The sequence below is a fragment of the Polaromonas sp. A23 genome, from assembly GCF_002001015.1.
GTDB lineage: Bacteria > Pseudomonadota > Gammaproteobacteria > Burkholderiales > Burkholderiaceae_C > Polaromonas.
Genome location: NZ_MUNO01000017.1, coordinates 260,140 through 283,285, shown reverse-complemented (window position 1 = coordinate 283,285; position 23,146 = coordinate 260,140). Strand labels below are relative to the sequence as shown.

Genomic DNA, 23,146 nt, shown 5'->3' with positions numbered 1-23,146 from the left:
CTTGTCCAGCCAATCTGCCGGACTTCAAATGCGCCTCTGACCTACAAGCGGGCAAAAAGGAGTCTGCTAAGGTGAAGCGTGATGCAAACAACGCAAAAAAACCTGGTCGTCGATACACTCCCCTCGATCACTGAACACTGTGCCCTTTTCCTGGATTTTGATGGGACCCTGGTCGAACTGGCCGCCCAGCCGGAGGCTGTTGTTATTCCCCCTTCTCTTCCGGGCACGCTGGCCAGCCTGTATGTTTATCTGGGCGGTGCGCTGGCGCTGGTGTCCGGCCGGCGCCTGCTTGACCTCGACGCTTTCCTTGCACCGCTGCAACTGCCCTCCGCGGTAGAGCACGGCGCGCAACGCCGCAACGCAGAAGGCCTTCTGATCAGTGCACCATCGGCAGACATGCGCTACGTGCTGCGGGCCGCCCAAGACCTGCTGGACAGCCACCCCGGGCTGAAACTCGAGAAAAAAAACCTGGCCCTGAGCCTGCATTACCGCCATGCTCCCGAGCTTGAAGCGCTCTGCCTGAGCGTGATGCGCGCGGCTGTTGCGCGCAGCAATGGCCTCGAACTGATACAGGGCAAATATGTGATTGACCTCAAACCCTCAGGTGTCAGTAAAGGAACCGCCATTGCGGCCTTCATGACCGAGACACCCTTCGCAGGCCGCACACCCATCTTTGCCGGTGACGACGTCACTGACGAGTCAGGTTTCTCCCAGGTCCAGCGTATGGGCGGCCATGCGGTGAAAGTCGGCGCCGGACAAACAATCGCGCGGCATCGCTGCGTCGACGTGCAGCAACTGAGCACCTGGCTTGAATCGGCTTTAACAGAAGCCGTCCGGGCCAGCCCCCAACCCGGGCCCAGAAAGCTTCCTGCATGAGCGCTACGACCACCTCCCCTTCATCTGCAGCGGCAGCCGCCTTCATGCCGCCCGCGCCGCCTTCGTTATCGGTCGGCGTGATCGGCAACTGCTCTTTCAGCGCGCTGGTGGACGCGCAGGCGCGCATTGTCTGGTGCTGTCTGCCGCGCTTCGACGGCGACCCTGTCTTCAATGCGTTGCTGGACCCCGGCGACAAAGGCAGTGCCTTTGCGATCGAGATTGAAAATTTTTCCCATGCCACGCAATCGTACGAGGCGAACACCGCGGTGCTGCGCACCCGCTTGTTCGACCACAGCGGTCAAGGCATAGAAATCACCGACTTTGCGCCGCGCTTTTACCGCCGGTCTCGTTTTTTCCGTCCCATGACCATCGTGCGCCGCGTGAAGCCCATCCAGGGCGCACCGCGCATCCGCGTGTCGCTGGACATCCGTTACGACTGGGGTCGCAGCAAGCCGGTCGTCACCCAGGGCAGCAACCACCTGCGTTACGTGGGCGACGCACTGACCTTGCGGCTCAACACCGACGCACCCCTGTCGCACCTGCAGTCCCGCCAGCCCTTCGTGCTGACACGCGAGCACAACTTCCTGCTGGGCGCCGACGAATCGCTGGCCGACGGCATTGCCGATACCGCGCGACTGTTCGAGGAAGAAACCCTGTCCTACTGGTACAAATGGAGCCAGCGACTGCATATTCCGCTGGAATGGCAGGAGGCCGTGATACGCGCGGCCATCACGCTCAAGCTTTCGCTGTTTGAAGACACCGGCGCGATCGTCGCGGCCATGACCACCAGCATCCCCGAGGCGCCCAACAGCGGACGCAACTGGGACTACCGCTTTTGCTGGCTGCGCGACGCTTTTTTTGTGGTGCGGGCGCTCAACAGCCTGTCCGAAGTCGGCACCATGGAAGACTACCTGCGGTGGCTCAGCAACGTCGTGGTGCAGGCCGGCGGGGGCCACATTCAGCCGCTGTACGGCATCGGCCTGGAACGCGAACTGCCCGAGGCCTGTTACGAACACCTGGGCGGCTACCGCAACATGGGGCCGGTACGTGTGGGCAACCAGGCCCAGGAGCATTTCCAGCACGATGTTTATGGCAACGTGGTGCTGGGCGCTGCGCAGTCGTTTCACGACCACCGCCTGCTCCACCGTGCCGGCGAGGCCGAGTTTGCGCGCCTGGAGGCCGTGGGCGAACAGGCCGTCCGCAACTATGACAAGCCCGATGCGGGCATGTGGGAGCTGCGCACGCGCGCCCGGATACACACCTCCTCGGCGCTGATGTGCTGGGCCGCTTGCGACCGCCTCGGCAAGATCGCAGTGACCCTGAAGCAGCCAGACCGCGCGATCTACTGGCACGGCCACGCGAACATCATGCGAGAGCGCATCCTTCGCGAATCATGGAGCGAGGAACGCCAGGCCTTTGCCGAGAGTTTCGGCGGCCGGGACCTGGATGCCAGCGTGCTCCTGATGATCGAGGTCGGCTTCATCGACCCGAAAGACCCGCGCTTTGTTGCGACGGTGGACGCACTGGAAAAGCACCTGTGCGACGGGCCCTACATGCGACGCTACGAGGCACCGGACGACTTCGGCAAACCCGAAACCGCCTTCAACATCTGCACCTTCTGGCGCATTGACGCGCTCGCACGCATAGGCCGCAAAGACCAGGCGCGCGAAATTTTTGAAACCATGCTGGCCGCCCGCAACCATGTGGGCCTGCTGTCGGAAGACACCCACCCGGTGACCGGCGAGATGTGGGGCAACTTTCCGCAGACCTATTCGATGGTCGGCATCATCAACGCTGCCGTGCGCCTCTCCGCACCTTGGGACAGTCAGGTATGAAGGATTGGTTTACCCCCGTCGGAGGCTCACTGCGTGTAGCCCCTCCCCCCCTTCCAGGGGGCGGCGCCTGCGGCCCGGCAAAGCCGGTTCCGCGGCCCCTGCTGGCCACAGTCAAACATCGCAGCGCGGGTAGTGCCTCATGAGTCGCTTGGTCGTCATATCGAATCGCGTTGCGGATCCGCGCAAGACTGCTGCGGGCGGCCTGGCCGTTGCGCTGGGTGATGCCTTGTCGGCCAACGGCGGTGTGTGGTTCGGCTGGAGCGGCACGATTGTCGAGGGAGGCACGCCGGGTGAAGGCGAGGTCCACACCCAACAGGCGGGCAATGTGACGCTGAGCACGGTGGACCTGTGCCGCGAAGACCACGACAGCTATTACCTAGGTTACAGCAACGGCGTGCTCTGGCCGGTGTTTCATTACCGGCTGGACCTGGCCGACTTTGACGCTGGCTTTATTGGCGGCTATAGGCGTGTCAACCAGATGATGGCGCGCAAGCTGATGCCGCTTGTCAAGCCCGACGACATCATCTGGGTCCACGACTACCACCTGATTCCCATGGCCGCCGAGCTGCGCGCCATGGGCTGCAGGAACCGCATTGGTTTCTTCCTGCACATTCCCTTGCCGCCACCGCTCATCCTGGCCGCCATCCCGCAGCATGAATGGCTGATCCGGTCGCTGTTCGCGTACGACTTGGTGGGCTTCCAGAGTGAGTCTGATGTGGAGCATTTCTCGCGGTATGTCGGCCAGGAGGCCGGCGCTGAGGCCATGAGCAAGCACCAGTTCCGCGCCTTTGGCCGCACAGTGCATGCCCAGGCCTTTCCCATCGGTATCGACGTGGATGAGTTCGCGGCGTTGACGCACGGCAAGGAAGCGCGCGAGATGCTGGAGAGGATGAAGGGCGAATATTCCCGGCGCCGTCTTCTGCTGGGTGTGGAGCGGCTGGACTATTCCAAAGGTCTGCCGCAACGCCTGCGGGCGTTCCGGAAACTTCTGCAGAAGTATCCTGAAAATCTCAAGAGCGCAACCCTGATTCAAATTGCATCGCCAAGCCGCGAAGCGCTGGACACCTACTCTGGCCTGCTTCAGGAGCTGGAGAGCCTGTGCGGCTCCATCAACGGCGACTATGGCGAGCTGGACTGGATGCCGGTGCGCTACATTCACCGCAACGTCGCTCGCAAGCGCCTGCCCGGCCTGTACCGCGTGGCTGCGGTCGCTCTTGTCACGCCGCTGCGCGACGGCATGAACCTGGTGGCCAAGGAATTCATCGCTGCGCAGGACCCGGCTGATCCTGGGGTATTGGTACTGTCTCGCTTTGCCGGTGCAGCCGAGCAGCTCAAGGAAGCGCTGCTGGTGAACCCCTACGACACGGATGGCACGGCCGAGAGTATTCAGCTGGCACTGCAAATGCCGCTGCACGAGCGCCAGCGTCGCCACCAGAAACTGCTTGAGCGGATACGCGCCCAGGACGTGCACTGGTGGCGCAAGAGCTTCCTGGACACCCTGTCGCAGATAGAGCCTGACTGAAACTTCCCGTCTGGCCCCCGGCTGGCGGAAAAAGCAGCATTGTGTAACCATTCGGTACCTACTGGACCGACATGGCCACCCACAACTACCTCAACCGCTCGCTGGCTGACGGCATCCGCAAAGTCGGCTTTCGCAAGTGGTATGAGCATGAGCTGCTGTCCAGCCACGCCCACATGCTGCTGGCGCTGCTGAGCACGATTGCGCTGATGGCCACCCTGGAGCTTTTTCAGGGCGGCACGCTCGGCGAAAAACTGCTGAACACCCTTCTTTTCATGATCAGCGGCGCTGTGGGGCTGTGGGCGTTGCGCCGCTACCTGTATCTGCTGTCCCATGCAGAAGCCCTGGCCGAACAGGCCAACTGCCCCGTCTGTACAGCGTACGGGCTGCTCAACGTGGTGGAAGACGATGCTCGCCATGACGGCGTGCGGGTGAAGTGCCGCAAATGCAGCCACGAATGGACGCTGCTGCCCTGAAGGCCGAACGGGGTCAGACCACCAGCGCCAGCGCCGCGTAGTCGCCGACCTGTTCCCGCAGGCCGGCCGGGACCAGCGCAAACGTTCCGGTCAGCGCCGGCAGCTTGCCGCTGATCTGGGCCTGCAGGCGCGGCAGCAGGTAGTCGCGGTGATGCCAGAACACACTGCCGCCCAAGCTGATGCGCTGCAGGTCCAGTGTCACCACCAGGTTGTACAAAGCCCGACCCAGCACCCGGCATGCATCATCAATAATGGCCGTAGCCCCCGTATCTCCTGAACGAGCAGCTATCAAAATGGAAGCAGCATCGGTGTAGCCGAGTTTTGAAAACCGCCGCGGCATGGCATTGCCGGCCACCAGCGCCTCGACATCGCCGACGTTGCCGCAGCCGCACAAGGCGTCGTTGTTGTCGCTGACGAACATATGCCCCGCGTGACCTGCATTGCCGTTTTTGCCGCGCAGTACCCGCCCATCCACACACAGGCCAACACCAATGCCCGTGCTCCAGGTCACGTAGGCGCAGTGGTCCAGCCCCTGCAGCGCGCCCCAGCGGCGCTCGGCTTCCAGCGCGGCAATGCCGTCGTTTTCGACCCGCACGGAAGCGAAAGCCGCGCGCAGCGGCGCTTCCAGCACGGCCGTGGTCCAGTTGTTGGGCAATCCGCGCGCAGCGCCGGCGAGGCCGCCACAAATATTGGGCGTCGCCAGCTCGACACAGCCCTGGTTCAGCACAAACGGGCCGCAGGATGCCACGCCAACCGCAGCAATATCCCCGGACCGGATCTGCGCAACCTCGCAGCTTGCATTGATCATGCGCAGCACCTGCTGCGCCAGGGCATCAGGCGCACCCTCCTTGGCCGTCGGCTCCACCCGCCGGCCCTGCACCCCCCGGTGGTCTACCACGCCGACTGCAACCTTGGTGCCCCCAACGTCCACGCAGGCGACAGGCGCCGCCCCGGCCGAAAGGCGAATATCGGGGCAGGAAGAAGCTTCTAGGGATGTCGATACCGGGATATTCATCAATGGGCCTGCTCAAATCAATTGGCTGATCAGGCTGGCCACCAGGCTCAGGAAAATAGTGGTTGTCAGCGGGATGAACCACTCGCGGCCAAACAGCTTGAAACGGAAATCGCCCGGCAGTTTGCCAAAGCCCAGCTTGTGCAGCAGGGGCGTGAACCAGCTGATCAACATCAGCGCGAGGAAAATCACCAGCATCCAGCGAATCATGGGGCTAGTTTAGAGGCAAGCGCCTTGCGCCGCGTTGCAGGGTTGTTGCGAGTTGCAGTGGCTCGCCAGCAAGCCGGGTCTCGCCCCGGCGGGCGACTTACTTTTCTTTGCTTCGCCAAAGAAACCTAAGGAAAAGAAAGGCGACCCGATGGTCTGGGTCCCTTCGCTTCGCTACGGGCAACCTGCGGTGCTCGCCGAAAATGGGGTCGAGCTCGAACTCGCTTCGCTCAGACAATCGCTCGCCCTGGTCCATTTTCGGCTGCGCTCCTCGGCCCAGCCCGACGGGTGGGGGGAAGAAGATCGAAAACCAATACCAATTCGGGGAGGCGAGGATGCGCTTTGCGCGTCCTCGCCGGAGCCCGGTTGCGTACCCGAATCTGCTCCCGCTTTCATCCCCCACCCTTCTGTATGCGCCGAGGAGCGCAGGGCCAGACGGATCAGGACGGGCGATTGTCTGAGCGTAGCGAGTTCGAGCCCGGCCCCGGCTGGACCGAGCACCGCAGGTTGCCCCCGTAGCGACAGCGAAGGGGGACGCAGACAGTAGGGTCGCCTTTTTCTTTGCTTACTTTCTTTTTGGCGACGCAAAAAGAAAGTGAGTTGCCGCCGGGCAACCCCCGGCTTGCGGGCAAACCCAAAACATCCGAAGCAAAGAGATCTTTAACAAATCCGGCCTTGACAGTCGGAAGCAATGCAACCGCTACAGGGTGTGACTCCTGTCCCCCTCCCCAAACCCAACCGCCTGCCACCCACTCCAAGGACAAGCCCCAGAGTCAACGGCAAAAGCGATGACCTTGAACAACTCCCCCATCTCATGCTCATTGATCAACTTCTGCACCATCACCCGTTCGGCCAGCGGCGCATCTTCCATGCCGTCAAGCACGCCGCAATTCAACAGAAAGCGCGCATGGCTGGTGTACCCCAGCACCTGAAAACCTGCCTCCTGCCCGGCCAGCGCGATCCCGCTGAAGTTCACGTGGGCGGTGATGTCTTTTTCTCCCACATCTTCCAGTGCATCGGCATCGGCCAGGTGGCCGCGGTGGCACATGACCGTGCCCATGCTGCGCTGCGGGTGGTAATACTCGTGTTCGGGAAAACCGTAGTCGATCAGAAACACGGCGCCCGCCTGCAGCCGGTCCGCCAGCGTGCGTACAAAACCCTCGGCCTGCGGGTGAATTTCGGTCAGGTAGTTGTGGTTGCCCGGCACTTCCAGCGGTGGCCGCAAGGCGGTCGGCTGGTCAGCGTGGACAAATGCATCGCCAGCAACCACTACACCTCGCTCATGCCAGGCACTGCCGACACGGGCCAGCAACTGCACCGGCATCGCATCGAGCACCTCGTTGCCGACAACCACGCCTTGCATCTGCGCCGGCAGTTCGCTGACCCACTGCACGGTGTCGCCCCAGGCCGCCAAACGCTCCCGCTGGCGCACCTGCAGGCTGCCCGACAGATCCACAATGGTGTAACGCGTGAGCTTCGGTCCCAGGGTCTCCAGCAACTGGCTTGCCAGGGCACCCGAGCCGGCCCCGAATTCCCAAACCTCGGTGGTCCCGGTGGCCTCCAGCGCCTGAGCCACCTGCCGGGCCAGCGCCCGGCCAAAACGTGGTGAAAGCTCGGGCGCGGTGACAAAATCGCTGCCCGAGCCGGGCATCAGGCCGAATTTGCGCGAATCGTTGGCGTAATAGCCCAGGCCCGGGGTGTACAGGGCCAGGGTCATGAATCGGTCAAAGCCAATCCAGCCGCCGGCTGCGGCTATGACCTCGCGAATGTGCAAAGCGAGGGTGCTCGTTAAACTAGGGGGTGTTGTCATGGGAGAAATGCTCACCCGTGAATTGTCGGCGATTGCCCTGCCTGTTGGCTCCCAAACCTCTTTCACATGAACCCTGCGCCTGCCGCTCCTGTTGTTCTCGTTACCGGCGCCGCCAAACGGCTAGGCCGCGAGATTGCGCTGGCGCTCGCAGCCGGCGGCTGGCGAGTGGCCGTGCATTACCGGCATTCCGCTGAAGACGCTATCAAAACGGTAGCTGACTGCGGCCGACTGACGGAGGGTGCAGCCCATTTTCATTCAAATTTGGAAGACCAGGCCTCGGTCCGCGCCCTGCTTCCGCAAGTGATCAAACACTTCGGCCAGGTAGACGCGGTTGTCAACAACGCCTCTACCTTCGAACACGACAACGTCGCCGGGTTCAGCTTTGAGGCGATGGAAAAACACATGCGCAGCAACACCGGTGCCGCCATCGTGCTGGCGCAGGCCCTGCACACGCATGTGGCCGCACGGCAAGCACAGGGCGCGGTGGCTGAGCAAACCGGCCAGTTTGCGGTCATCAATCTGCTGGACCAGAAGCTGTGGAACCAGAATCCTGATTTTTTCAGCTACACCCTGTCGAAGGCGGCGCTGGAGGCAGCCAACACCATGCTGGCCATTGCCTTGGCGCCGCTGGTGCGTGTGGTGGGTGTGGCGCCAGGGTTGACGCTGACCAGTCACCTGCTGAGCGACGAGAAATTCCAGGCCCTGCACAAGCTCGCACCACTGGGCCGTTCATCCAGCCCTGCCGATGTGGCATCCGCAGTCAAGTTCGCGCTGGAGAACAGCTCCATGACCGGAACCACCCTGTTGGTGGACGGCGGCCAGCACCTGATGAAATTCGAGCGCGATTTCTCACTGATGTGAGCGCGCCTTCCTACAACGCCGTCTTTTGCAACCCATGCAGACTGAAATCACCATGTTCAACACCCGTGGCACCCAGATCCTGACGCTGACCGGTTTGCGCTTTGACGCCAACCTGGGCATTCTTGAACAGGAAAAAAACGCGCCGCAGCCGATTCAGGTGGATGCCGAACTTAACCTCGGCACCCAACCCATGTTGCCGAGCGACGACGACATTCACCATGTGCTTGATTACCGCAAGGTGCGCCAGATCATCATCAACGAGTGCACGGCCGAACACGTCAACCTGCTCGAAAGCCTGATCGGCAAGTTGGCGCACCGGCTGATGCTGCTGCCCGGGGTGCTGGGCGTGCGGGTGAAAATTGCGAAACTTGAAATTTTTGACGACTGCGAAGTAGCCATTCGCGTCGAGACCGGGCAGTGGTAGGACAGTGGCGAACCTGATGGATGGAAACGATATGAGTGCCGTATTGAATGATGTGATGAACGACGCGACCGAAACCGGCAGCGCGGCCGATGCGAAAACAGCGGGCCTGAAAATCGAGCGCGAAGAACACAAACTCGAAAAACGCCTGTGCCGCGAAGTCGGCCGTGCGATCGTGGACTTCAACATGATTGAAGAAGGCGACAAGGTCATGGTCTGCGTCTCGGGCGGCAAGGACAGCTACGCCATGCTGGACATCCTGCTCAAGCTGCAAAAGCGCGCGCCCATCAACTTCGAGCTGATCGCCGTCAACCTCGACCAGAAGCAGCCCGGCTTTCCCGACCACATCCTGCCGCAGTACCTGGAAAAACTCGGCGTGCCTTTCCACATCGAGACGCAGGACACTTACAGCATCGTCAAGCGCGTGATCCCAGAGGGGAAAACCATGTGTTCGCTGTGCTCACGCCTGCGCCGGGGCATTCTGTACCGCGTGGCCGAAGAGCTGGGCGCCACCAAGATTGCGCTGGGACACCACCGCGACGACATGCTGCAAACATTCTTCCTGAACATGTTTTTTGCGTCGCGCCTCAAGGGCATGCCGCCAAAGCTGGTCAGCGACACTGGCAAGCACGTGGTGATCCGGCCCATGGCCTATGTCACTGAAAAAGACCTCATCAAGTGGGCCCAGGTGCGCGACTTTCCCATCATTCCCTGCACGCTCTGCGGCAGCCAGCAAAACCTGCAGCGCGTGCAGGTCGGCAACATGCTGCGGGAGTGGGATAAGAAATTCCCCGGCCGGCTGGAGAACATGTTCACCTCGCTGCAAAACGTAGTGCCCTCGCATTTGATGGACAACAACCAGCACGACTTCAAGGGCATACGCAGCACCGGCATGCCGGACCCCGACGGCGACAAGGCGTTTGATGCCGAAGAGTTTTTTGAACCAGCCCGGCCCGGCGTGTCGGTGGTGAGTTTGTCCTGATTCTTCTGGCCCCAACCATCCTGGAGGTCCTATGAAAAAAGTACTGGCAGCCCTCATTGCTGGTTCAGCCCTGCTCGGGCTGCTGGGCGGTTGTTCCAGCACCCGCCTGGTGGACAGCGAAGTCACCAGCTTTGCCCGCTGGGCGCCGGCGCCACCTGCGCCGGGCAGCACGTATCGCTTTGAGCGCTTGCCGTCCCAGCAGCAGACCGAAACACAACAGGCCCAGCTTGAAGGCCTGGCCCAGGCAGCGCTGGCCAAAGTCGGCTTGCAGTACAACCCGCAAGCCGCAAGCTTCAGTGTCCTGGTCAACGCCAGCACCTTGCCGGTGATCCGCTCACGTTGGGACGGCGGCTACGGGGGCTATCCGTATGGCGGACCGAATATTTTCATCGGCAGCGGCATAGGCGGCGGGGGCAGCTCCATCGGGTTCGGTTTTGGCTTCCCGTTCGGCGGCATGGAGCCGCCGCTTTATCGGCGCGAGGTCAGCATCGTGATGCGGGAACTGCGCAGCAACGCAGTGGTGTATGAAACACGCGCCGTAGGCGACGGCCCCTGGCACGACAGCGGCCCGGTCGTGGGTGCCATGCTGGAAGCTGCGCTGCGCGGCTTTCCTGTTCCTCCGGCCGACACGCGGCGGATAAATATCGAGATACCCCGGTAGGATGTTGGCCCCCACGCTTGTCGCTTCGCGTACTACGCTGCCCCCCGGGGGGGCCGCTGCGCCTGCGGGCCGGCGGAGCCGGACCCGCGGCCCCTGCTTGAAGGAGATGCTGTCCTCAAGTTCGTCCGCTGATTTTCCGTTCGTCCTGAGCTTGTCGAAGGATAGTCCCGCCGAGGCGGTGCGGTGAGCGAAGCTGCGCGCGTTCTCGCGATACGCCACGGCGAAACCACCTGGAACGTGGACACACGCATCCAGGGTCAGCTGGATGTCGGGCTCAATGACATCGGCCGCTGGCAAGCCGAGCGTGTGGCGCAGGCTTTGGCCGAGGAACCTATTACCGCCATCTATGCCAGTGATCTGGGCCGGGCGTATGCCACGGCGGAAGCCATTGGCCGCACCACCGGCGTTGCGGTCATTGCCGAACCCGGCTTGCGCGAGCGGCATTTTGGCGAGTTCCAGGGCAAAACCTTTGCCGAAATTGAAGTCGCGCTGCCAGAACAGGCCCGGTTGTGGCGCACACGCGATCCACGGTTTGCACCGGCGGGCGGGGAGTCGCTGCTGCAGTTGCGCGAACGGGTGGTCGCTACTGCAGAGGCGCTGGCTGCCCGTCATGCAGGCGAGCAAATCGTGCTGGTCGGCCATGGTGGCGTGATGGATGTCCTGTACCGCGCCGCAACGCGACTGGACATCCAGGCACCGCGCACCTGGGCACTGGGCAATGCAGCCATCAACCGCCTGCTCTGGACGCCTGAAGGCTTCACGCTGGTCGGCTGGGCCGACACCCAACACCTTGACACCGACACACTGGATGAAACGAGCACCTGATGCATCTGCTGTCTGACCTGCTGGGCCGCACTGCCGCGGCCATCGATACACCGGCGCTGGTGGTTGACCTCGACGCCATGGAACGCAACCTGGACCGCATGGCTGCATTTGCAGCGCAGCATGGCATGAAACTCAGGCCGCACGCCAAGATGCACAAAAGCGCCACCCTCGCCAAACTGCAGATGGCGCGGGGCGCGGTAGGCGTGTGTGTGCAAAAGACCTCGGAGGCCGAAGCGCTGGCCTCAGTGGGCGTGAGCAACATCTACATCAGCAACGAGGTGGTGTCACCTTTCAAGCTCAAGCGTGTAGTTGCAGTGGCCAGGGAACTGGAAGCACTTGGCGGCGAGTTGGCCATTGCCGTAGACAGCCGGGAAGGCGTGCGCCGGCTGGCCGAGGCGGCGCGCGGCCAGCACATCAGCCTGCGCGTATTCATCGAAATTGACGTGGGCCAGGGCCGTTGCGGCGTGGCGCCCGGCGCTGCAGCTGTTCCTTTGGTCGCGGAAATCGCACGCCACCCGGAGTTGCAGTTCGGCGGCCTGCAGGCCTACCACGGCCGCGCCCAGCACTTGCGCACGCTGGCCGATCGGAAGCAAGCCATTGCACAAGTCATTGCAGACGTGAAGGCCACCAAGGCCGCGCTGGAGTCGGCGGGTTACGCAGTGCCGCTGGTCACCGGCGCAGGCAGCGGCACCTTCGCGCTTGAGGCCGCTAGCGGGGTGTACGGCGAGCTGCAGGCGGGCTCTTACCTCTTCATGGACCGCGACTACGCGGGCAATGAACAAGACCCTGCCCAGCCACAGTTCGAGCACGCGCTGTTTGTCAAAAGCCAGGTCATCAGCGTCAGCGCCAGCCACGCGGTGGTGGACGCAGGCCATAAAAGCCACGCCATTGATTCGGGCCTGCCGGCAGTGCACGGAATGGCACTGGAATACGCCAACGGGGGCGACGAACACGGCATCCTGCGCGGCGCGGTGCTGCCGGCCCTCGGCGACACCGTCTGGCTGATACCCGGCCACTGCGATCCGACCGTCAACCTGCACAACCACCTGCTGGGGGTGCGAGGCGGCTTGGCGCATGGAAAGGTCGAACAAATCATCAGGGTTGATGCCAGAGGTGCTTTGACCTGATTCCGGCCAGAATCGGGGGATGACCCCCAGTCAGATCATTGTCCTTGCTACCCCCGTTTTCTTTCTGCTGATTGCGATCGAATTCGCGTGGGGTTACGCAAAAGGCCGCAACACCTACCGCCTCAACGATGCCATCAATAGCATCAGCCTGGGCATGCTGAGCCAGATCAGCGCGGTGTTCACGCGGCTGTTTCGCATTGGCATCTACACCGCCATTTATACGTCGGTGGCGCTTTACCCCAACGAAGCCTTCTGGACCACCTGGTACGGCTGGTTGATCGCTCTGGTCTTCTACGACTTCTGCTACTACTGGCTGCACCGCGCCGGCCATGAAAGCGCGATCTTCTGGGCCGCGCATGTGGTGCACCACCAGAGCCAGGACTACAACCTCTCGACTGCGCTGCGCCAGACCAGCAGCGGCGCGCTGCTCGGCTGGATCTTCTATGTGCCGATGGCGATTGCCGGCGTGCCACCGCTGGTGTTCGGCGTGGTCGTGCTGATCGACTTGCTCTACCAGTTCTGGGTGCATACCGAACACGTGCCCAAGCTCGGCTGGTTCGATCGCTGGTTCTGCTCGCCTTCCAACCACCGGGTGCACCACGCGGTCAATGACACCTATGTCGACAGAAACTACGGTGGCATCCTGATCATCTGGGACCGGCTCTTCGGCAGCTTCCGCGAGGAAGACGAGAAATGTGTGTACGGCACCCGCAGCCCGCTCAACAGCTGGGATCCGCTGTGGTCCAACGCCGAGGTGTACTGGGCGCTGGCCAAAGACTCCTGGCATGCCAAAAACTGGGACGACAAGCTGCGCGTCTGGTTCAAGCCGCCGGGCTGGCGCCCAGCAGACGTGGCCGTGCGTTTCCCCAAACCGCCCTTTGACATCACACAACTGCAGCGTTATCACCCGCCCTTGAGCCGCACCGCAATGTGGTTTGGCGCTATTCAGTTCATCGTGTTGCTGCAGGGCGTGGCGCTTTTTCTGTGGCACGCCGAGAGCATGCCTGCATCCCAGTCCGCCATCTGGCTCGGTGTGCTGGCCACCGGGCTCTGGGCCGTGAGCGCCGCCCTGCAGGGTCGCCTGAGCTTGACCGAAGTGCTGCTCATCGAAGCGGCAGCGCTGGCAACCGCAACCAGCGCCCTGGGGCTGGTGGAACTCCACCGTGTCTTCAAGCCACTGGCGCTTTGTTTTGCTCTTGTTTTTGTAGCTGTTCGCGCTTACCCCATAAGGGCTGCAGGCCGATTTGATTTGTTATTGTTGGCGGGGCTGGCCTGTTCCCTCGCCGGCGATGTTTTCCTGATGTTTCCCGGCTTCTTCATCCCTGGCCTGCTGTCTTTCCTGGTGGCACACCTGTTTTACATCGCCCTGTTCAAACAGGGCCAGCCATGGTTTCCCAGCCGACGGGCACTCGCGGCCACGCTGGGCATTGGTGCGCTGATGTATGCCTTCCTGTTCAATGGGCTCAACCCGGTGCTGCGTTTTGCCGTGGCAGCCTATGTGGTGGTGATTGCTCTCATGGCCGCGCAGGCGATAGGCCGCGCCACCGTGCTGCGCGACAAGGCTGCGCTGAGCGTGGCCGTTGGCGCAGGTTTCTTCATGCTCAGTGATGCGCTGCTGGCCACCAACCGGTTTGCTGTGTCGCTGGCCATGGCGCCACTTTGGGTGCTCAGTACCTACTACCTGGCGCAAGTCCTGATCGTGCACAATGCGCGGCCCGCCGCCCCGCAACTGTTAGATAACTGACCGGGCAGCCGCGATACGGCTTTTTGCGGCGATATGGAAATTGAATCGTCGGTGCGCTCCTACAAATGCGGCGTCAAGGATTCATATGCTTTTGCATTTAAACAGGAATTTTCATGCAAGAGCAATCTACCGACCGCCATCCTCTCAGCAACCTTGCCTACGATTGGGTCACGCTGATCCAGAACAAGGCGCAGGCCCTCATGGCCTACGACCAATACATCAAGGATGCAGAACAAGCCGGCTCGCCTGAATGCGCCGCATTTTTCAGGAAAGTGCACGACAGCGACAAGGCGCAGCTTGCCGAGGCCAAAGGACATCTGATTGCGGTACTCCAGGGAAAAATGGGCTACTAGCGCCAGCGACCGGACACCGGGCACACGCTGGCCGGTGCGCCGTTCAACCAGACTTGCTCATCCTCCAGCAGCAGGGCGGTTGAAGGATCGGTGTCGAAGCTGATCCCCAGTGCCTGGCAGACAGCGGCGTTCTCAATGGGAAGCTCCCAGGTCAGGAACGCCAGGCTGCAATCCCGCCCGGCTGGGAAATCGGCCGCATCAAAGCCTGCGCCGCGGCGCTCGATCACCGCATGCGGCTGACCGGTATCAAAAACCACCACCGTTCCCCTGCGCAGGGGAATGCGAAGATCTGTTGCCGAAAAATGAAGGTCCAGGCCCCTGTCCTCGCCCAGGAAGAGGTTGCAGAAGGCCGCGCCGCCATACTGCGCGCCATCATGGTGGTACCTCGCGCCGCGGCAGGCCATCAGGGCGACCTCGGCAGAAGCAAGCTCATCGTGCAGGCCCAGCGTGTGTGTCCAGTCGGAAATCGCCTGGACGCAGTGCCGGTAGTCCGGCCAGCGCGCACGCGCTCGCACCAAAGGCAAGGCCTCGACGTCGCCGGGTTCCAGTTCCAGGTGCAACGAGATCTCCCTTTCCCAGTCGGCCACCAGCCTGGCAGGAGGTGCGGGCACATCGACCGTGCTAGACAGCACAACATCACTCACGCTCCGGCTGCGCATGGCGTCGCCACTGCGGAAATAGGAAGTCAGGCGGTCTCGCACGCTGGGTGGTTGTGGAGGGGCGCTCATCTGCATCAGTGTAGTCAGGCGGAGCGAGCCCCTTGACGAAGGTACGACCACTGAGCGGTGCTTTGCTAGTCATGGCGGCGAATACCAGGGAACCCAAAATGTTCAGCCTTGGTATTCATCGTGGATGACCCGTTGCGAATGGAATGACTGGGGGATGGCCCAAGTGCCGAAGTTCGCTGAGAATGACACACCTTGCGTTGAAAGACTGACGGCGGCTTTGTCAAATTCAATATGCCTGTATAAACACGCAGTCAATCCAGCTAAGGTCATGAATACAAACATCTTCTTAGATTTCTCCGCGTCCTGTTGTCTGGCTAGTTTCCCTGTTATTTCGCGGTTTTGTGGGATGTATCAAGGTTAGGCTTCACGAAATGCCCAAGATCGAAGTACCTGACGGTTTTGCCAAAGCTGCAGAGTCAATGCGCGCCCTTGCAGCAAAGGAAGTCGACCCCTCAGAGAAGGAGGTGTACCTTTCAGCTGCCAAGAAACTTGAGGATGCTCACCAGCGTGGTCAGCGTGTTTTTGCAGAAGCCAACGAAACCATTGATCGGGCCGAAAAGCTTGCCAAGCGTTTGCTACGAAAACGGTTCACACACCGTACCTGGGAGTTCTGGCTTGTTGTGGGTTCGGTTCTTGCCCTTCTCTGCTATGTAAAGTACGGCACCTCAACCTAGCGCCAAGTCTCTATGCAATCCCCACCAGACCCTACGCGGTGCCTGACCCTTTCTATATGGACTTCCCCTCAACGGCAAGAGGTGGCTTCGCCGCGAGTGTTGGTGATCCAGTCATTTTCACGTTAAAAACTCTGAACGCCTTCCCCTGCAACACCGCATGGACACTACGAGATATACCGAGCAGCAGGAAGTATGGTTTATCCTTTGTGGCCTGCCACCGAGGCATTTCCGTTGACCAAATACCCACTTTAGATTTGCACGAAGGACCACATACCATGCGATACACCGCTAAAAAATTGGCACTGGCATTGTCTTTGGTGATATTGGTTTTTTCTACCAATGCCTACGCAAAACGGGGACTAGGAATCATCAATTGGGGAGAGGAACTTTTTGAGGTCGAAAATTTTCAAAGTGAATTTTCCATCATGGGGAAACCGCAGTCCTTGTCGATAAAAATAGGGTACAAATGTTCGCACTTTGGAGTTTTCTGGGCAGATGTATTTACGTGGGACTGCACCATGGTTCAAATGATGGATAGCGAACGCTATCTAAATCTGCCCGACAGTATTTCGAATCAATTGCTTGGCAACCCTCAGTACAAATTAAGCAGGGCAAAAAGGAGTTTCTGGAATCATTACGCCTTCTGGATTTTTATCAGTATGTTTTCAATTTGGCTGTATAGGCTGCAAGTAAAATTTAACGCCGAGGTGGCAAGAATCAAAAAGCAAGAAGCTTTCATCAGGCGACAGCAAAGAAATTCAGAGGGAGCTGCTGTTTCCCGTGAGAAAACAAACTGATTACTTAACTTGTTGTTTGACACTGAAACCGATGGTGCCGGTCCACATAGTTGTTAAACCGCACAGCCATGTTGGACGATAGCCCACCGACAATCAATTGCAACACACACGGCGACACCTGCATCGCTGCGGTCGTCTGCGGTCACATGATCGATTCCAAAGTCGTTCCCGTTGGTTTTGTCGAGAACAGCGATGACCCGAACGATCTTCAGGCCTGGTGCGAGGACTGTGAGGAAATGTTCCTGCGCGAGGATGACAAGACCGAAGCATTCCGTGAGTTCAACCGCATGGCAATCGTATGCGTAAGTTGCTATCAGGAACTCAAGTCCAGACACTCGAGAATATTCAACACGTGATCGACACTGACCCTGGAGCGGTCTAACTCATTGCCCAGCCAGGAACCACCCATGACACCAGTTCTCCAAGGCGATTGCCGCGCAGGCCGGTGAATTCATTAAATGTTTTCGGACTACCCGTATGACCACCGTCACAGAACACTATGCAAAGCACCTCGCCCCCATCTACCTTTGGATGGCGGGAGGCGCTGCCGCTGCGCTTGAGGCCGGCGCCGCTGAGATTGGAGCGTTGAACTTGCCACTCACTCACGGGGCCGTCGTACTCGATCTTGGCGCTGGCTTTGGCATGCATTCCATCCCTCTCGCACGCAGAGGCGCACGCGTAATCGCTATCGATACGTCGGCGGAGCTGCTGCGTACGCTCACAGAGATTGGCAGTGGCTTACCTATTCAAACAGTCAACGATGAGCTGCTTGAATTTCAGCGCCACATTTCAGAACCGCCGTCCGCGATCCTGTGCATGGGCGACACGATCACTCACTTGCCTGATCTCAAGGCCGTCGAGAGCCTCATTGAAAGAGCATCTACCGAACTACCGCCTGGCGGCACGTTCGTCGTTTCTTTCCGGGACTATTCCGTGCCTCTGGTTGGGAACGGGCGCTTTATCCCGGTGAGAAGCGATGACAGTCGCATACTGACTTGCTTTCTGGAGTACGAGTCAGAGACTGTCCTGGTCCATGACATCCTTCATCAGCGCACACCGGACGGTTGGCAAACGCAGGTAAGTCACTACAGAAAACTTCGGTTATCACCTGACTATCTGGTCGCCAAGTTCCAGTCAAGCGGCTTCAATGTTCGTCGCGAGCCTGGAGTGCGTGGAATGGTCCGTCTTGTCGGACAAATGGTTTAACCATCAGTCGCGGCGAGCGGCCAGTCGCCGAACCTAAATGCGCATTACTTGCCAGGCTTTTTGGCCTGGTCCCTCTCGGTAGAACGCGCTTTGATGAGTTTCAGCTCATCACCCATGGCCTTGAATTTGGCCTCAAGCACCGGGTCGACCTGACCCGGGTTGTTCGCCCGGGTGACCTCGATCTGCATCATCGCCACCAACAGGGTGTTGCCACGCTTGATGTCCTGCACCAGTGGTGCCGCCCGGTCGTTGGGCGGAACATCCAGCGGTGCGAGCGCGCTCTCTACTTTTCTGTAGGCCGGCAGGTGCCGTGTTTCGATTGCCTGGACAAACTGCGCCGTCGTCAGCTTGCCTGTGCTCGCCGCCTTTCCGTCTGCCTGCAAGGCCTTCTCCGCGGCTTGTAGATCCGGCAGGATGCGGGCCATACCGGCATGAAACTCAAACAACTGGCGATGATGAACCCTGGGCTCAGGCGTCGTCAGGACCAGACCGGCCACAGCTGCAGCGGGTATCAACAGGCCTGCCATCACTGTCACCTGCCGTCGTCGCAAGCCCTGTGTCTCGTCCATTTTTCCAGCCAGCAACCAGGCCAGCAGGCTGCCGGCCAACAGGCCGCCTACGTGGGCGGCATTGTCGATACCTTCCTTCGCAAACCCCTGGCCCAGTGCGTAGACCAGAAAAACCAGCTGGCTCGACATGACGTTTTTGCTCATCGTTCCCGGAATGCGGCCGCGATGCCGGTACATCGCCGTCAAGAGGGCACCGAGCACACCGAACACGGCACCGGACGCCCCCACAGACACCGCCTGCTGCGCGGAAAAGTGAAGGCTGAGCGCGCTGCCCACCAGAGCACTGGCGAAATAAATAATCAGAAACTGGGCGTTGCCGTAGAGGCGGTTCAGCTGTTTTCCGGCTTCCCACAGGCCCAGCATGTTCAGCGCAATATGCAGCACACCGGCGTGCAGGAAAGTTGCGCTCAGCAAGCGCCAGTACTGGTGGTCTTCCACCACGGAGGCGGCAGAGTTGGCACCCCAACGCAGCAGGTCGGACGGCAAGGGCTTGAATGCGCTGACGCCGGACAGGACATTGGCAAGCCATACACCCACGTTCAGGGCAACCATCAGATACAGCGCCCAGGTCACGGGCGTCATCTTGCTCAGGCGAAGCTCAAAGTCCGCTTCGGCCAGAAGCTCTTCGATGTATGCCTCGGCTGCCTTCTTTGCCTGGGTACCGCCATAGCGCTGAAACCCCTCGACAACTGCCTGAACAGCATCGGCTTGGTCTTTCTTCCTGATCGCGCCCAGCGGTATCCGGAGTTCACGTTTGTTGCCGCTCAGCCGTGAACCCTGCAAAGCCGCGGCAGCGCCCGGAGCCAGCGACAGCACGATGTGCGTATGCCCCTGGACCGACTCCTCACGCACGTCGGCAATGTCGCTCCAGGAAGGTTTCCTGTCCTTGAGAACATTCGCCCTGATGCCACGAGGCCCGACACGCAGCGCGGGCTTCTTGCCCAGTATCTGGCGGCTCAGAATCCACGCAAACCAGTACATCAAAGCGGCGCCGGCCAGAAGAAGCCATGACAGGGGACGATGAGGGCCCAGCAGGCCAAAAGCCGACAGCAACAAGGCAATCACGATGACAACCACTGTCACCCTGCCGGTGGAGCTCCTCCATGAGGCGTGAAACTCGCGCGAATAAGCCTCGGTTGAATCAACCATGTCCTCCCCCCTATTTTTTCTTTCAGCCAACAATTCCGGCCTGCCCCTGAAGCCGCTTTCGATGCGGCTCAGCTACAGCCGTTTTGCCTCGCCGCTGCCCCTGGCGCAGATCCTGATCGTACACAATGCCCGTCTGGCCACCCGCCCGGCCTGAAGACCACTCAGGCCGGCGTGGGGGCGACGGCTTCGTCGCGCGCGATGCGCCCGTCGATCAGCTCGACCAGCCGATCGCAACGGGCGGCCAGGCGCGGATCGTGGGTGACCACCACAAAGGTGGTGCCGAGCTCGACGTGCATGCGCCGCAGCTGCACAAACACCTCGTCGGACGAGGCGGTGTCAAGGTTGCCGGTGGGCTCGTCGGCCAGCACCAGCGCCGGCTCCATCACCAGGGCGCGGGCAATTGCCACGCGCTGCTGCATGCCGCCCGACAGCTCGCCCGGCCGCTTGTTCATGGCGTTGGCCAGGCCGACCGAGGCCAGCAGCGCGCGGGCATGCTCGCGTTGCTTCGCACTGACGCGCCCGCCCCGCATCAGCGCGGGCAGTGTGACGTTTTCCAGCGCCGTGAAGGCAGGCAGCAGGTGATGAAACTGGAACACAAAGCCCAGGGCGCTGCGCCGCAGCAGGGTCAGTGCCGCGTCGTCCAGGCCGTGCACCTCCTGGCCCTGCAGCCGGTAGCTGCCGGTCGTCATGCCCTCGAGCAGGCCAACGATGTTGAGCAGCGTGCTTTTGCCGGAGCCAGAGGGGCCGATCAACGCGATGAATTCGCCGCGCTGCACCTGCAGCGACACGCCGTGCAGCACCTCGGCCTCGCTGGGCAGGTCCAGGTTGTAGCTCTTGCGGACCTCGCCCATGTCGATCAGCGCGCGGGAATTGGTGGCAGCCGTCATGGGGTCACATCCGTATTGCCTGCGCCGGGTCCAGCGCCGCGGCACGGCGCGCCGGCGCCACCGCGGCCAGCACACCACACACGGTGGCGATCAGCGCCACCTGCACGGCCGTGGCCAGCGGCAGGCCAATCACAAACAGCGGCAGCCCGTCGGAGCCGCGCACAAATTTCGTGAACAGCCAGATCATGAGCACGGCCAGCGCAATGCCGAGCGCCGAACCGAGGGCGCCCACCACCGCGCCCTGCACCAGGAAAAGCCGCAGGATCTGCCCGCGCGTGGCACCCATGGCACGCAGGATGCCGATCTCGCGGCGCTTTTGCACGACCGACACGACCAGCACGCTGGCAATGCCCAGCACCACCACCACCAGAACCACCCCGCGTATCAGCGCGGTGCTGACCGACTGGGCGTTGAGGGCCGACACCAGCTGCGCGTTGCTCTCCTGCCAGCTTTCAATTTTGTAGGGAAACTGCTGTCGCAGGTCACTGGCCAACTCCTGGGCCGACCAGACGTCTTTCACCGTCAGGTCCAGGCTGGTGGCGCCGCCGGGCAGGCCCAGCAGGTTTTGTGCCGCGCGCAGCGGCACGATGACAGTGCGCCGGTTCAGGTCCTTGATACCCAGGTCCACCAGCGCGGTGACACGCACCGAGTCGCTGACCAGGCCGGTCTGCACGGTCAGGCGGTCACCGGCGCGCACGCCCAGGTCGGCGGCAAGCTCACGGCCCACGATGGCCTCGCCCGGCGCCAGCCGCGCGGTGCCGCTGATCACCTTGCTGCGCAGCCCGACGACGCGGTCGTAGCGGTCCAGGTCCACACCCATCAACGCAATCGCCTGGGTGGCTTCGCCGCGCAGGGCCAAGCCGGCGCCCGACACCATGGGGGACACGCCGGCGATGGCCGGCATTGCTTCGAGCAGCGGCACCAGGGCCTGCCAGTTAGCAACCGAGCGCAGGCGCTGTGCGCGCGGCTGGGTGTCGGTCAGTGTGTTGGTGCCCGGCACGGCAGGCCAGGCGGGCGTGACCACATCGTCCGGCGCATGCACGCTGATGTGCGCCTGCGCGCCCAGCGTCTTGGTCAAGGTGCTGCCCTGCAGGCCGCTGATCAGCGCCGAAATGTAGGCGATGACTGCCACCCCGGCGGCCACGCCAACGATGATGAGCACGGTCTGCATGCGCCCTTCGCGCAGGAAACGCAGCGCCACGCGCCATTCAAAACCGAAGCCGGGGGTCATGTGGCGGCAGACGCTTCAGCGCCCCACGGCGCTGGTCATGGCCGAGCCCGCTTCGGATGTGGCTGCGGCCCTGGCGACCGGCTGCCCCGGCGCCCAGGCCACGGCGCGCGCGCGAATCCGGGCGCCGGCCGGGACGCTGCTGCCCAACAGCACGGCGTCCCCTTCAGCCAGGCCCTCGAGCACCTCGGCCGCGTCCAGCGTGCGCAGGCCCAGGCGCAGCTTGCGCTCTTGCGCGCGGCCCGCGTCGGCAACCAGCACCGTCGCCGTGCCGGACGACGGCTGCGTGCGCAGGGCGCTCAGCGGCAGCACCAGGGCGCGTTCACGCCGGCCGGTCTCGACTTCGACCGAAAGCGTCATGTCTTCCCGCAAAAAGGCGGGGGCCTGCTGCTCGAGCGCGAACTTGACTTCGATCGCGCCGCGCTGCGCATCCACCGCAGGGGAAATCGACAACACGCGGGCGGTAAAACGCTGGTCGGCAAAAGCGTCGGCCACCACGGCCGCCTTCTGCCCCGGTTGCAACTGGTCGAGGAAGCGCTCGTCCACCTGCGCCGTGAGTTGCGTGGGGCCGGCCAGCGCCAGGCTCATCAGGGCCTTGCCGGGCTGCACGATCTGCCCCGGCTCGACATCGCGTGTCAACACGCGCGCATCGGTGGGTGCCAGCACGGCCGCCTGCGACAGGCGGGCTCGGGCCGCCGCCGTCGCAGCCCGCACCGATCCCTGCTGCGCGAGCGCGACATCTGCTGCGCGCAGCGCATCGTCAAGTTGCGCCGCACTGTAGAAGCCCTGAACCACCAGTTGCTGCACTCGCCGCAGGGTGGCCCTGGCCGCTTGCAGGGTGGCCTCGGCCTGGCGCTCAGCCGCCACGGCTTGCGCCAAGGTCGCGCGCAGCTCATCGGTTTCAAGCGAGACCAGCACCTCGCCCGCGCGCACCTGGGCGCCCTCGGCCACTGCGACCCGCGCGACGCGCCCGGTCAAGGTGCTGCCAACATCGACGCGTGACAGGGTCGCCACGCGGGCAGAAAATTGCAGAGTGCGGAGCAAGGGCGCATAGCGCACTTCGACGGCTGCAACCTGGGGGCTGCGCAGGGTCATCCACCCCAACACCGCCGCCACAATGGCCGCCATGATTACTGCAAGCCATATCCAGTGCCGTTTCATCGTCACCAGACTGTGACGCCGCGTCGCCTCCGGCCTGT

At 62.0% G+C, this 23,146-nt stretch carries 25 protein-coding genes; 17 read left to right on the top strand and 8 right to left on the bottom strand.

Annotation, left to right across the window (positions count from 1 at the left end; genetic code table 11):
• Positions 1–81 precede the first annotated feature (81 nt).
• From otsB to B0B52_RS08810, 4 genes are all read left to right on the top strand, one after another.
• Entirely contained in the window at positions 82–876 is a 795-nt protein-coding gene (otsB, locus tag B0B52_RS08825; RefSeq protein ID WP_077593246.1) for a trehalose-phosphatase, read from the top strand.
• Complete coding sequence (locus tag B0B52_RS08820; RefSeq protein WP_077593245.1) at positions 873–2,711, top strand: glycoside hydrolase family 15 protein; 1,839 nt, start codon at positions 873–875, stop codon at positions 2,709–2,711. The genes otsB and B0B52_RS08820 overlap by 4 nt, the downstream gene beginning before the upstream one ends.
• 139 nt (positions 2,712–2,850) lie before the next feature.
• Positions 2,851–4,233 (top strand): alpha,alpha-trehalose-phosphate synthase (UDP-forming), encoded by a 1,383-nt coding sequence (gene otsA, locus B0B52_RS08815; protein ID WP_077593244.1) that lies wholly within the window; start codon positions 2,851–2,853, stop codon positions 4,231–4,233.
• Between the two features lie 71 nt (positions 4,234–4,304).
• The gene (locus tag B0B52_RS08810; protein ID WP_077593243.1) at positions 4,305–4,706 is read left to right on the top strand and encodes an MJ0042-type zinc finger domain-containing protein; all 402 of its coding nucleotides are present in this window, start codon (positions 4,305–4,307) and stop codon (positions 4,704–4,706) included.
• A gap of 13 nt (positions 4,707–4,719) precedes the next feature.
• Here B0B52_RS08810 and B0B52_RS08805 read toward each other — a convergent pair whose 3' ends face one another.
• From B0B52_RS08805 to B0B52_RS08795, 3 genes are all read right to left on the bottom strand, one after another.
• Entirely contained in the window at positions 4,720–5,721 is a 1,002-nt protein-coding gene (locus B0B52_RS08805; protein ID WP_077593242.1) for an ROK family protein, read from the bottom strand.
• Between the two features lie 12 nt (positions 5,722–5,733).
• Positions 5,734–5,928, bottom strand: a complete 195-nt coding sequence (locus B0B52_RS08800; protein ID WP_077593241.1) for a DUF2905 domain-containing protein — start codon at positions 5,926–5,928, stop codon at positions 5,734–5,736.
• Between the two features lie 697 nt (positions 5,929–6,625).
• A complete protein-coding gene (locus tag B0B52_RS08795; protein ID WP_077593240.1) occupies positions 6,626–7,735 on the bottom strand; it encodes a class I SAM-dependent methyltransferase in 1,110 nt (369 codons plus the stop codon).
• 66 nt (positions 7,736–7,801) lie between these two features.
• Between B0B52_RS08795 and B0B52_RS08790 the strand changes: the two genes are divergently transcribed.
• The 8 genes from B0B52_RS08790 (at position 7,802) to B0B52_RS08755 (ending at position 14,709) form a co-directional block, all read left to right on the top strand.
• Positions 7,802–8,596 carry an SDR family oxidoreductase gene (locus B0B52_RS08790; protein WP_077593239.1) on the top strand — a complete coding sequence of 265 codons (795 nt, stop codon included), beginning with the start codon at positions 7,802–7,804 and terminating at the stop codon, positions 8,594–8,596.
• Positions 8,597–8,648: 52 nt separating this feature from the next.
• Complete coding sequence (locus B0B52_RS08785; RefSeq protein WP_077593271.1) at positions 8,649–9,020, top strand: dihydroneopterin aldolase; 372 nt, start codon at positions 8,649–8,651, stop codon at positions 9,018–9,020.
• A gap of 55 nt (positions 9,021–9,075) precedes the next feature.
• Positions 9,076–9,999: a tRNA 2-thiocytidine(32) synthetase TtcA gene (gene ttcA / locus B0B52_RS08780; RefSeq protein ID WP_254425671.1), complete on the top strand. Its 924-nt coding sequence runs from the start codon at positions 9,076–9,078 to the stop codon at positions 9,997–9,999.
• 31 nt (positions 10,000–10,030) lie between these two features.
• A complete protein-coding gene (locus tag B0B52_RS08775) occupies positions 10,031–10,660 on the top strand; it encodes a DUF4136 domain-containing protein (protein ID WP_077593237.1) in 630 nt (209 codons plus the stop codon).
• A gap of 183 nt (positions 10,661–10,843) precedes the next feature.
• Entirely contained in the window at positions 10,844–11,485 is a 642-nt protein-coding gene (locus B0B52_RS08770; RefSeq protein WP_077593236.1) for a histidine phosphatase family protein, read from the top strand.
• Positions 11,485–12,612 carry a DSD1 family PLP-dependent enzyme gene (locus B0B52_RS08765; RefSeq protein ID WP_077593235.1) on the top strand — a complete coding sequence of 376 codons (1,128 nt, stop codon included), beginning with the start codon at positions 11,485–11,487 and terminating at the stop codon, positions 12,610–12,612. The genes B0B52_RS08770 and B0B52_RS08765 overlap by 1 nt, the downstream gene beginning before the upstream one ends.
• A gap of 19 nt (positions 12,613–12,631) precedes the next feature.
• Positions 12,632–14,356: a lysoplasmalogenase family protein gene (locus B0B52_RS08760; RefSeq protein ID WP_077593234.1), complete on the top strand. Its 1,725-nt coding sequence runs from the start codon at positions 12,632–12,634 to the stop codon at positions 14,354–14,356.
• Positions 14,357–14,469: 113 nt separating this feature from the next.
• Positions 14,470–14,709 carry a hypothetical protein gene (locus tag B0B52_RS08755; protein WP_077593233.1) on the top strand — a complete coding sequence of 80 codons (240 nt, stop codon included), beginning with the start codon at positions 14,470–14,472 and terminating at the stop codon, positions 14,707–14,709.
• On the opposite strand, the gene B0B52_RS08750 is transcribed toward B0B52_RS08755, so the two are convergent.
• Positions 14,706–15,437, bottom strand: a complete 732-nt coding sequence (locus B0B52_RS08750; RefSeq protein ID WP_077593270.1) for a hypothetical protein — start codon at positions 15,435–15,437, stop codon at positions 14,706–14,708. The genes B0B52_RS08755 and B0B52_RS08750 overlap by 4 nt on opposite strands.
• 371 nt (positions 15,438–15,808) lie before the next feature.
• Between B0B52_RS08750 and B0B52_RS08745 the strand changes: the two genes are divergently transcribed.
• From B0B52_RS08745 to B0B52_RS08730, 4 genes are all read left to right on the top strand, one after another.
• On the top strand, positions 15,809–16,111 hold the full coding sequence (locus tag B0B52_RS08745; RefSeq protein ID WP_077593232.1) for a hypothetical protein: 303 nt from the start codon (positions 15,809–15,811) through the stop codon (positions 16,109–16,111).
• A gap of 275 nt (positions 16,112–16,386) precedes the next feature.
• Complete coding sequence (locus B0B52_RS08740) at positions 16,387–16,908, top strand: hypothetical protein (protein WP_077593231.1); 522 nt, start codon at positions 16,387–16,389, stop codon at positions 16,906–16,908.
• 68 nt (positions 16,909–16,976) lie between these two features.
• Positions 16,977–17,264, top strand: coding sequence for a hypothetical protein (locus tag B0B52_RS08735; protein ID WP_077593230.1), 288 nt, complete (start codon positions 16,977–16,979; stop codon positions 17,262–17,264).
• 121 nt (positions 17,265–17,385) lie between these two features.
• Positions 17,386–18,114, top strand: coding sequence for a bifunctional 2-polyprenyl-6-hydroxyphenol methylase/3-demethylubiquinol 3-O-methyltransferase UbiG (locus tag B0B52_RS08730; RefSeq protein WP_077593229.1), 729 nt, complete (start codon positions 17,386–17,388; stop codon positions 18,112–18,114).
• A 44-nt stretch (positions 18,115–18,158) separates the two neighbouring features.
• Here the strand turns inward: B0B52_RS08730 and B0B52_RS08725 are convergent, their stop codons facing one another.
• A complete protein-coding gene (locus tag B0B52_RS08725; protein WP_077593228.1) occupies positions 18,159–19,832 on the bottom strand; it encodes a rhomboid family intramembrane serine protease in 1,674 nt (557 codons plus the stop codon).
• Between B0B52_RS08725 and B0B52_RS22460 the strand changes: the two genes are divergently transcribed.
• Positions 19,831–19,986 carry a hypothetical protein gene (locus B0B52_RS22460; protein ID WP_168173507.1) on the top strand — a complete coding sequence of 52 codons (156 nt, stop codon included), beginning with the start codon at positions 19,831–19,833 and terminating at the stop codon, positions 19,984–19,986. The genes B0B52_RS08725 and B0B52_RS22460 overlap by 2 nt on opposite strands.
• Positions 19,987–19,993: 7 nt before the next feature.
• On the opposite strand, the gene B0B52_RS08720 is transcribed toward B0B52_RS22460, so the two are convergent.
• Genes B0B52_RS08720 through B0B52_RS08710 form a run of 3 tightly spaced genes read right to left on the bottom strand, consistent with a single transcriptional unit; the run spans position 19,994 to position 23,108 of the window.
• Positions 19,994–20,719, bottom strand: coding sequence for an ABC transporter ATP-binding protein (locus B0B52_RS08720; RefSeq protein WP_077593227.1), 726 nt, complete (start codon positions 20,717–20,719; stop codon positions 19,994–19,996).
• Positions 20,720–20,723: 4 nt separating this feature from the next.
• Positions 20,724–21,950, bottom strand: a complete 1,227-nt coding sequence (locus B0B52_RS08715) for an FtsX-like permease family protein (RefSeq protein WP_077593226.1) — start codon at positions 21,948–21,950, stop codon at positions 20,724–20,726.
• Between the two features lie 15 nt (positions 21,951–21,965).
• Positions 21,966–23,108, bottom strand: a complete 1,143-nt coding sequence (locus B0B52_RS08710; RefSeq protein WP_077593225.1) for an efflux RND transporter periplasmic adaptor subunit — start codon at positions 23,106–23,108, stop codon at positions 21,966–21,968.
• Positions 23,109–23,146 lie beyond the last annotated feature (38 nt).

Coding starts and splice junctions, on each gene's coding strand:
- otsB (WP_077593246.1), top strand. CDS start 82: ATGCAAACAACGCAAAAAAACCTGGTCGTCGATACACTCCCCTCGATC.
- B0B52_RS08820 (WP_077593245.1), top strand. CDS start 873: ATGAGCGCTACGACCACCTCCCCTTCATCTGCAGCGGCAGCCGCCTTC.
- otsA (WP_077593244.1), top strand. CDS start 2,851: ATGAGTCGCTTGGTCGTCATATCGAATCGCGTTGCGGATCCGCGCAAG.
- B0B52_RS08810 (WP_077593243.1), top strand. CDS start 4,305: ATGGCCACCCACAACTACCTCAACCGCTCGCTGGCTGACGGCATCCGC.
- B0B52_RS08805 (WP_077593242.1), bottom strand. CDS start 5,721: ATGAATATCCCGGTATCGACATCCCTAGAAGCTTCTTCCTGCCCCGAT.
- B0B52_RS08800 (WP_077593241.1), bottom strand. CDS start 5,928: ATGATTCGCTGGATGCTGGTGATTTTCCTCGCGCTGATGTTGATCAGC.
- B0B52_RS08795 (WP_077593240.1), bottom strand. CDS start 7,735: ATGACAACACCCCCTAGTTTAACGAGCACCCTCGCTTTGCACATTCGC.
- B0B52_RS08790 (WP_077593239.1), top strand. CDS start 7,802: ATGAACCCTGCGCCTGCCGCTCCTGTTGTTCTCGTTACCGGCGCCGCC.
- B0B52_RS08785 (WP_077593271.1), top strand. CDS start 8,649: ATGTTCAACACCCGTGGCACCCAGATCCTGACGCTGACCGGTTTGCGC.
- ttcA (WP_254425671.1), top strand. CDS start 9,076: ATGAACGACGCGACCGAAACCGGCAGCGCGGCCGATGCGAAAACAGCG.
- B0B52_RS08775 (WP_077593237.1), top strand. CDS start 10,031: ATGAAAAAAGTACTGGCAGCCCTCATTGCTGGTTCAGCCCTGCTCGGG.
- B0B52_RS08765 (WP_077593235.1), top strand. CDS start 11,485: ATGCATCTGCTGTCTGACCTGCTGGGCCGCACTGCCGCGGCCATCGAT.
- B0B52_RS08760 (WP_077593234.1), top strand. CDS start 12,632: ATGACCCCCAGTCAGATCATTGTCCTTGCTACCCCCGTTTTCTTTCTG.
- B0B52_RS08755 (WP_077593233.1), top strand. CDS start 14,470: ATGCAAGAGCAATCTACCGACCGCCATCCTCTCAGCAACCTTGCCTAC.
- B0B52_RS08750 (WP_077593270.1), bottom strand. CDS start 15,437: ATGAGCGCCCCTCCACAACCACCCAGCGTGCGAGACCGCCTGACTTCC.
- B0B52_RS08745 (WP_077593232.1), top strand. CDS start 15,809: ATGCCCAAGATCGAAGTACCTGACGGTTTTGCCAAAGCTGCAGAGTCA.
- B0B52_RS08740 (WP_077593231.1), top strand. CDS start 16,387: ATGCGATACACCGCTAAAAAATTGGCACTGGCATTGTCTTTGGTGATA.
- B0B52_RS08735 (WP_077593230.1), top strand. CDS start 16,977: ATGTTGGACGATAGCCCACCGACAATCAATTGCAACACACACGGCGAC.
- B0B52_RS08730 (WP_077593229.1), top strand. CDS start 17,386: ATGACCACCGTCACAGAACACTATGCAAAGCACCTCGCCCCCATCTAC.
- B0B52_RS22460 (WP_168173507.1), top strand. CDS start 19,831: ATGTCCTCCCCCCTATTTTTTCTTTCAGCCAACAATTCCGGCCTGCCC.
- B0B52_RS08725 (WP_077593228.1), bottom strand. CDS start 19,832: ATGGTTGATTCAACCGAGGCTTATTCGCGCGAGTTTCACGCCTCATGG.
- B0B52_RS08720 (WP_077593227.1), bottom strand. CDS start 20,719: ATGACGGCTGCCACCAATTCCCGCGCGCTGATCGACATGGGCGAGGTC.
- B0B52_RS08715 (WP_077593226.1), bottom strand. CDS start 21,950: ATGACCCCCGGCTTCGGTTTTGAATGGCGCGTGGCGCTGCGTTTCCTG.
- B0B52_RS08710 (WP_077593225.1), bottom strand. CDS start 23,108: ATGAAACGGCACTGGATATGGCTTGCAGTAATCATGGCGGCCATTGTG.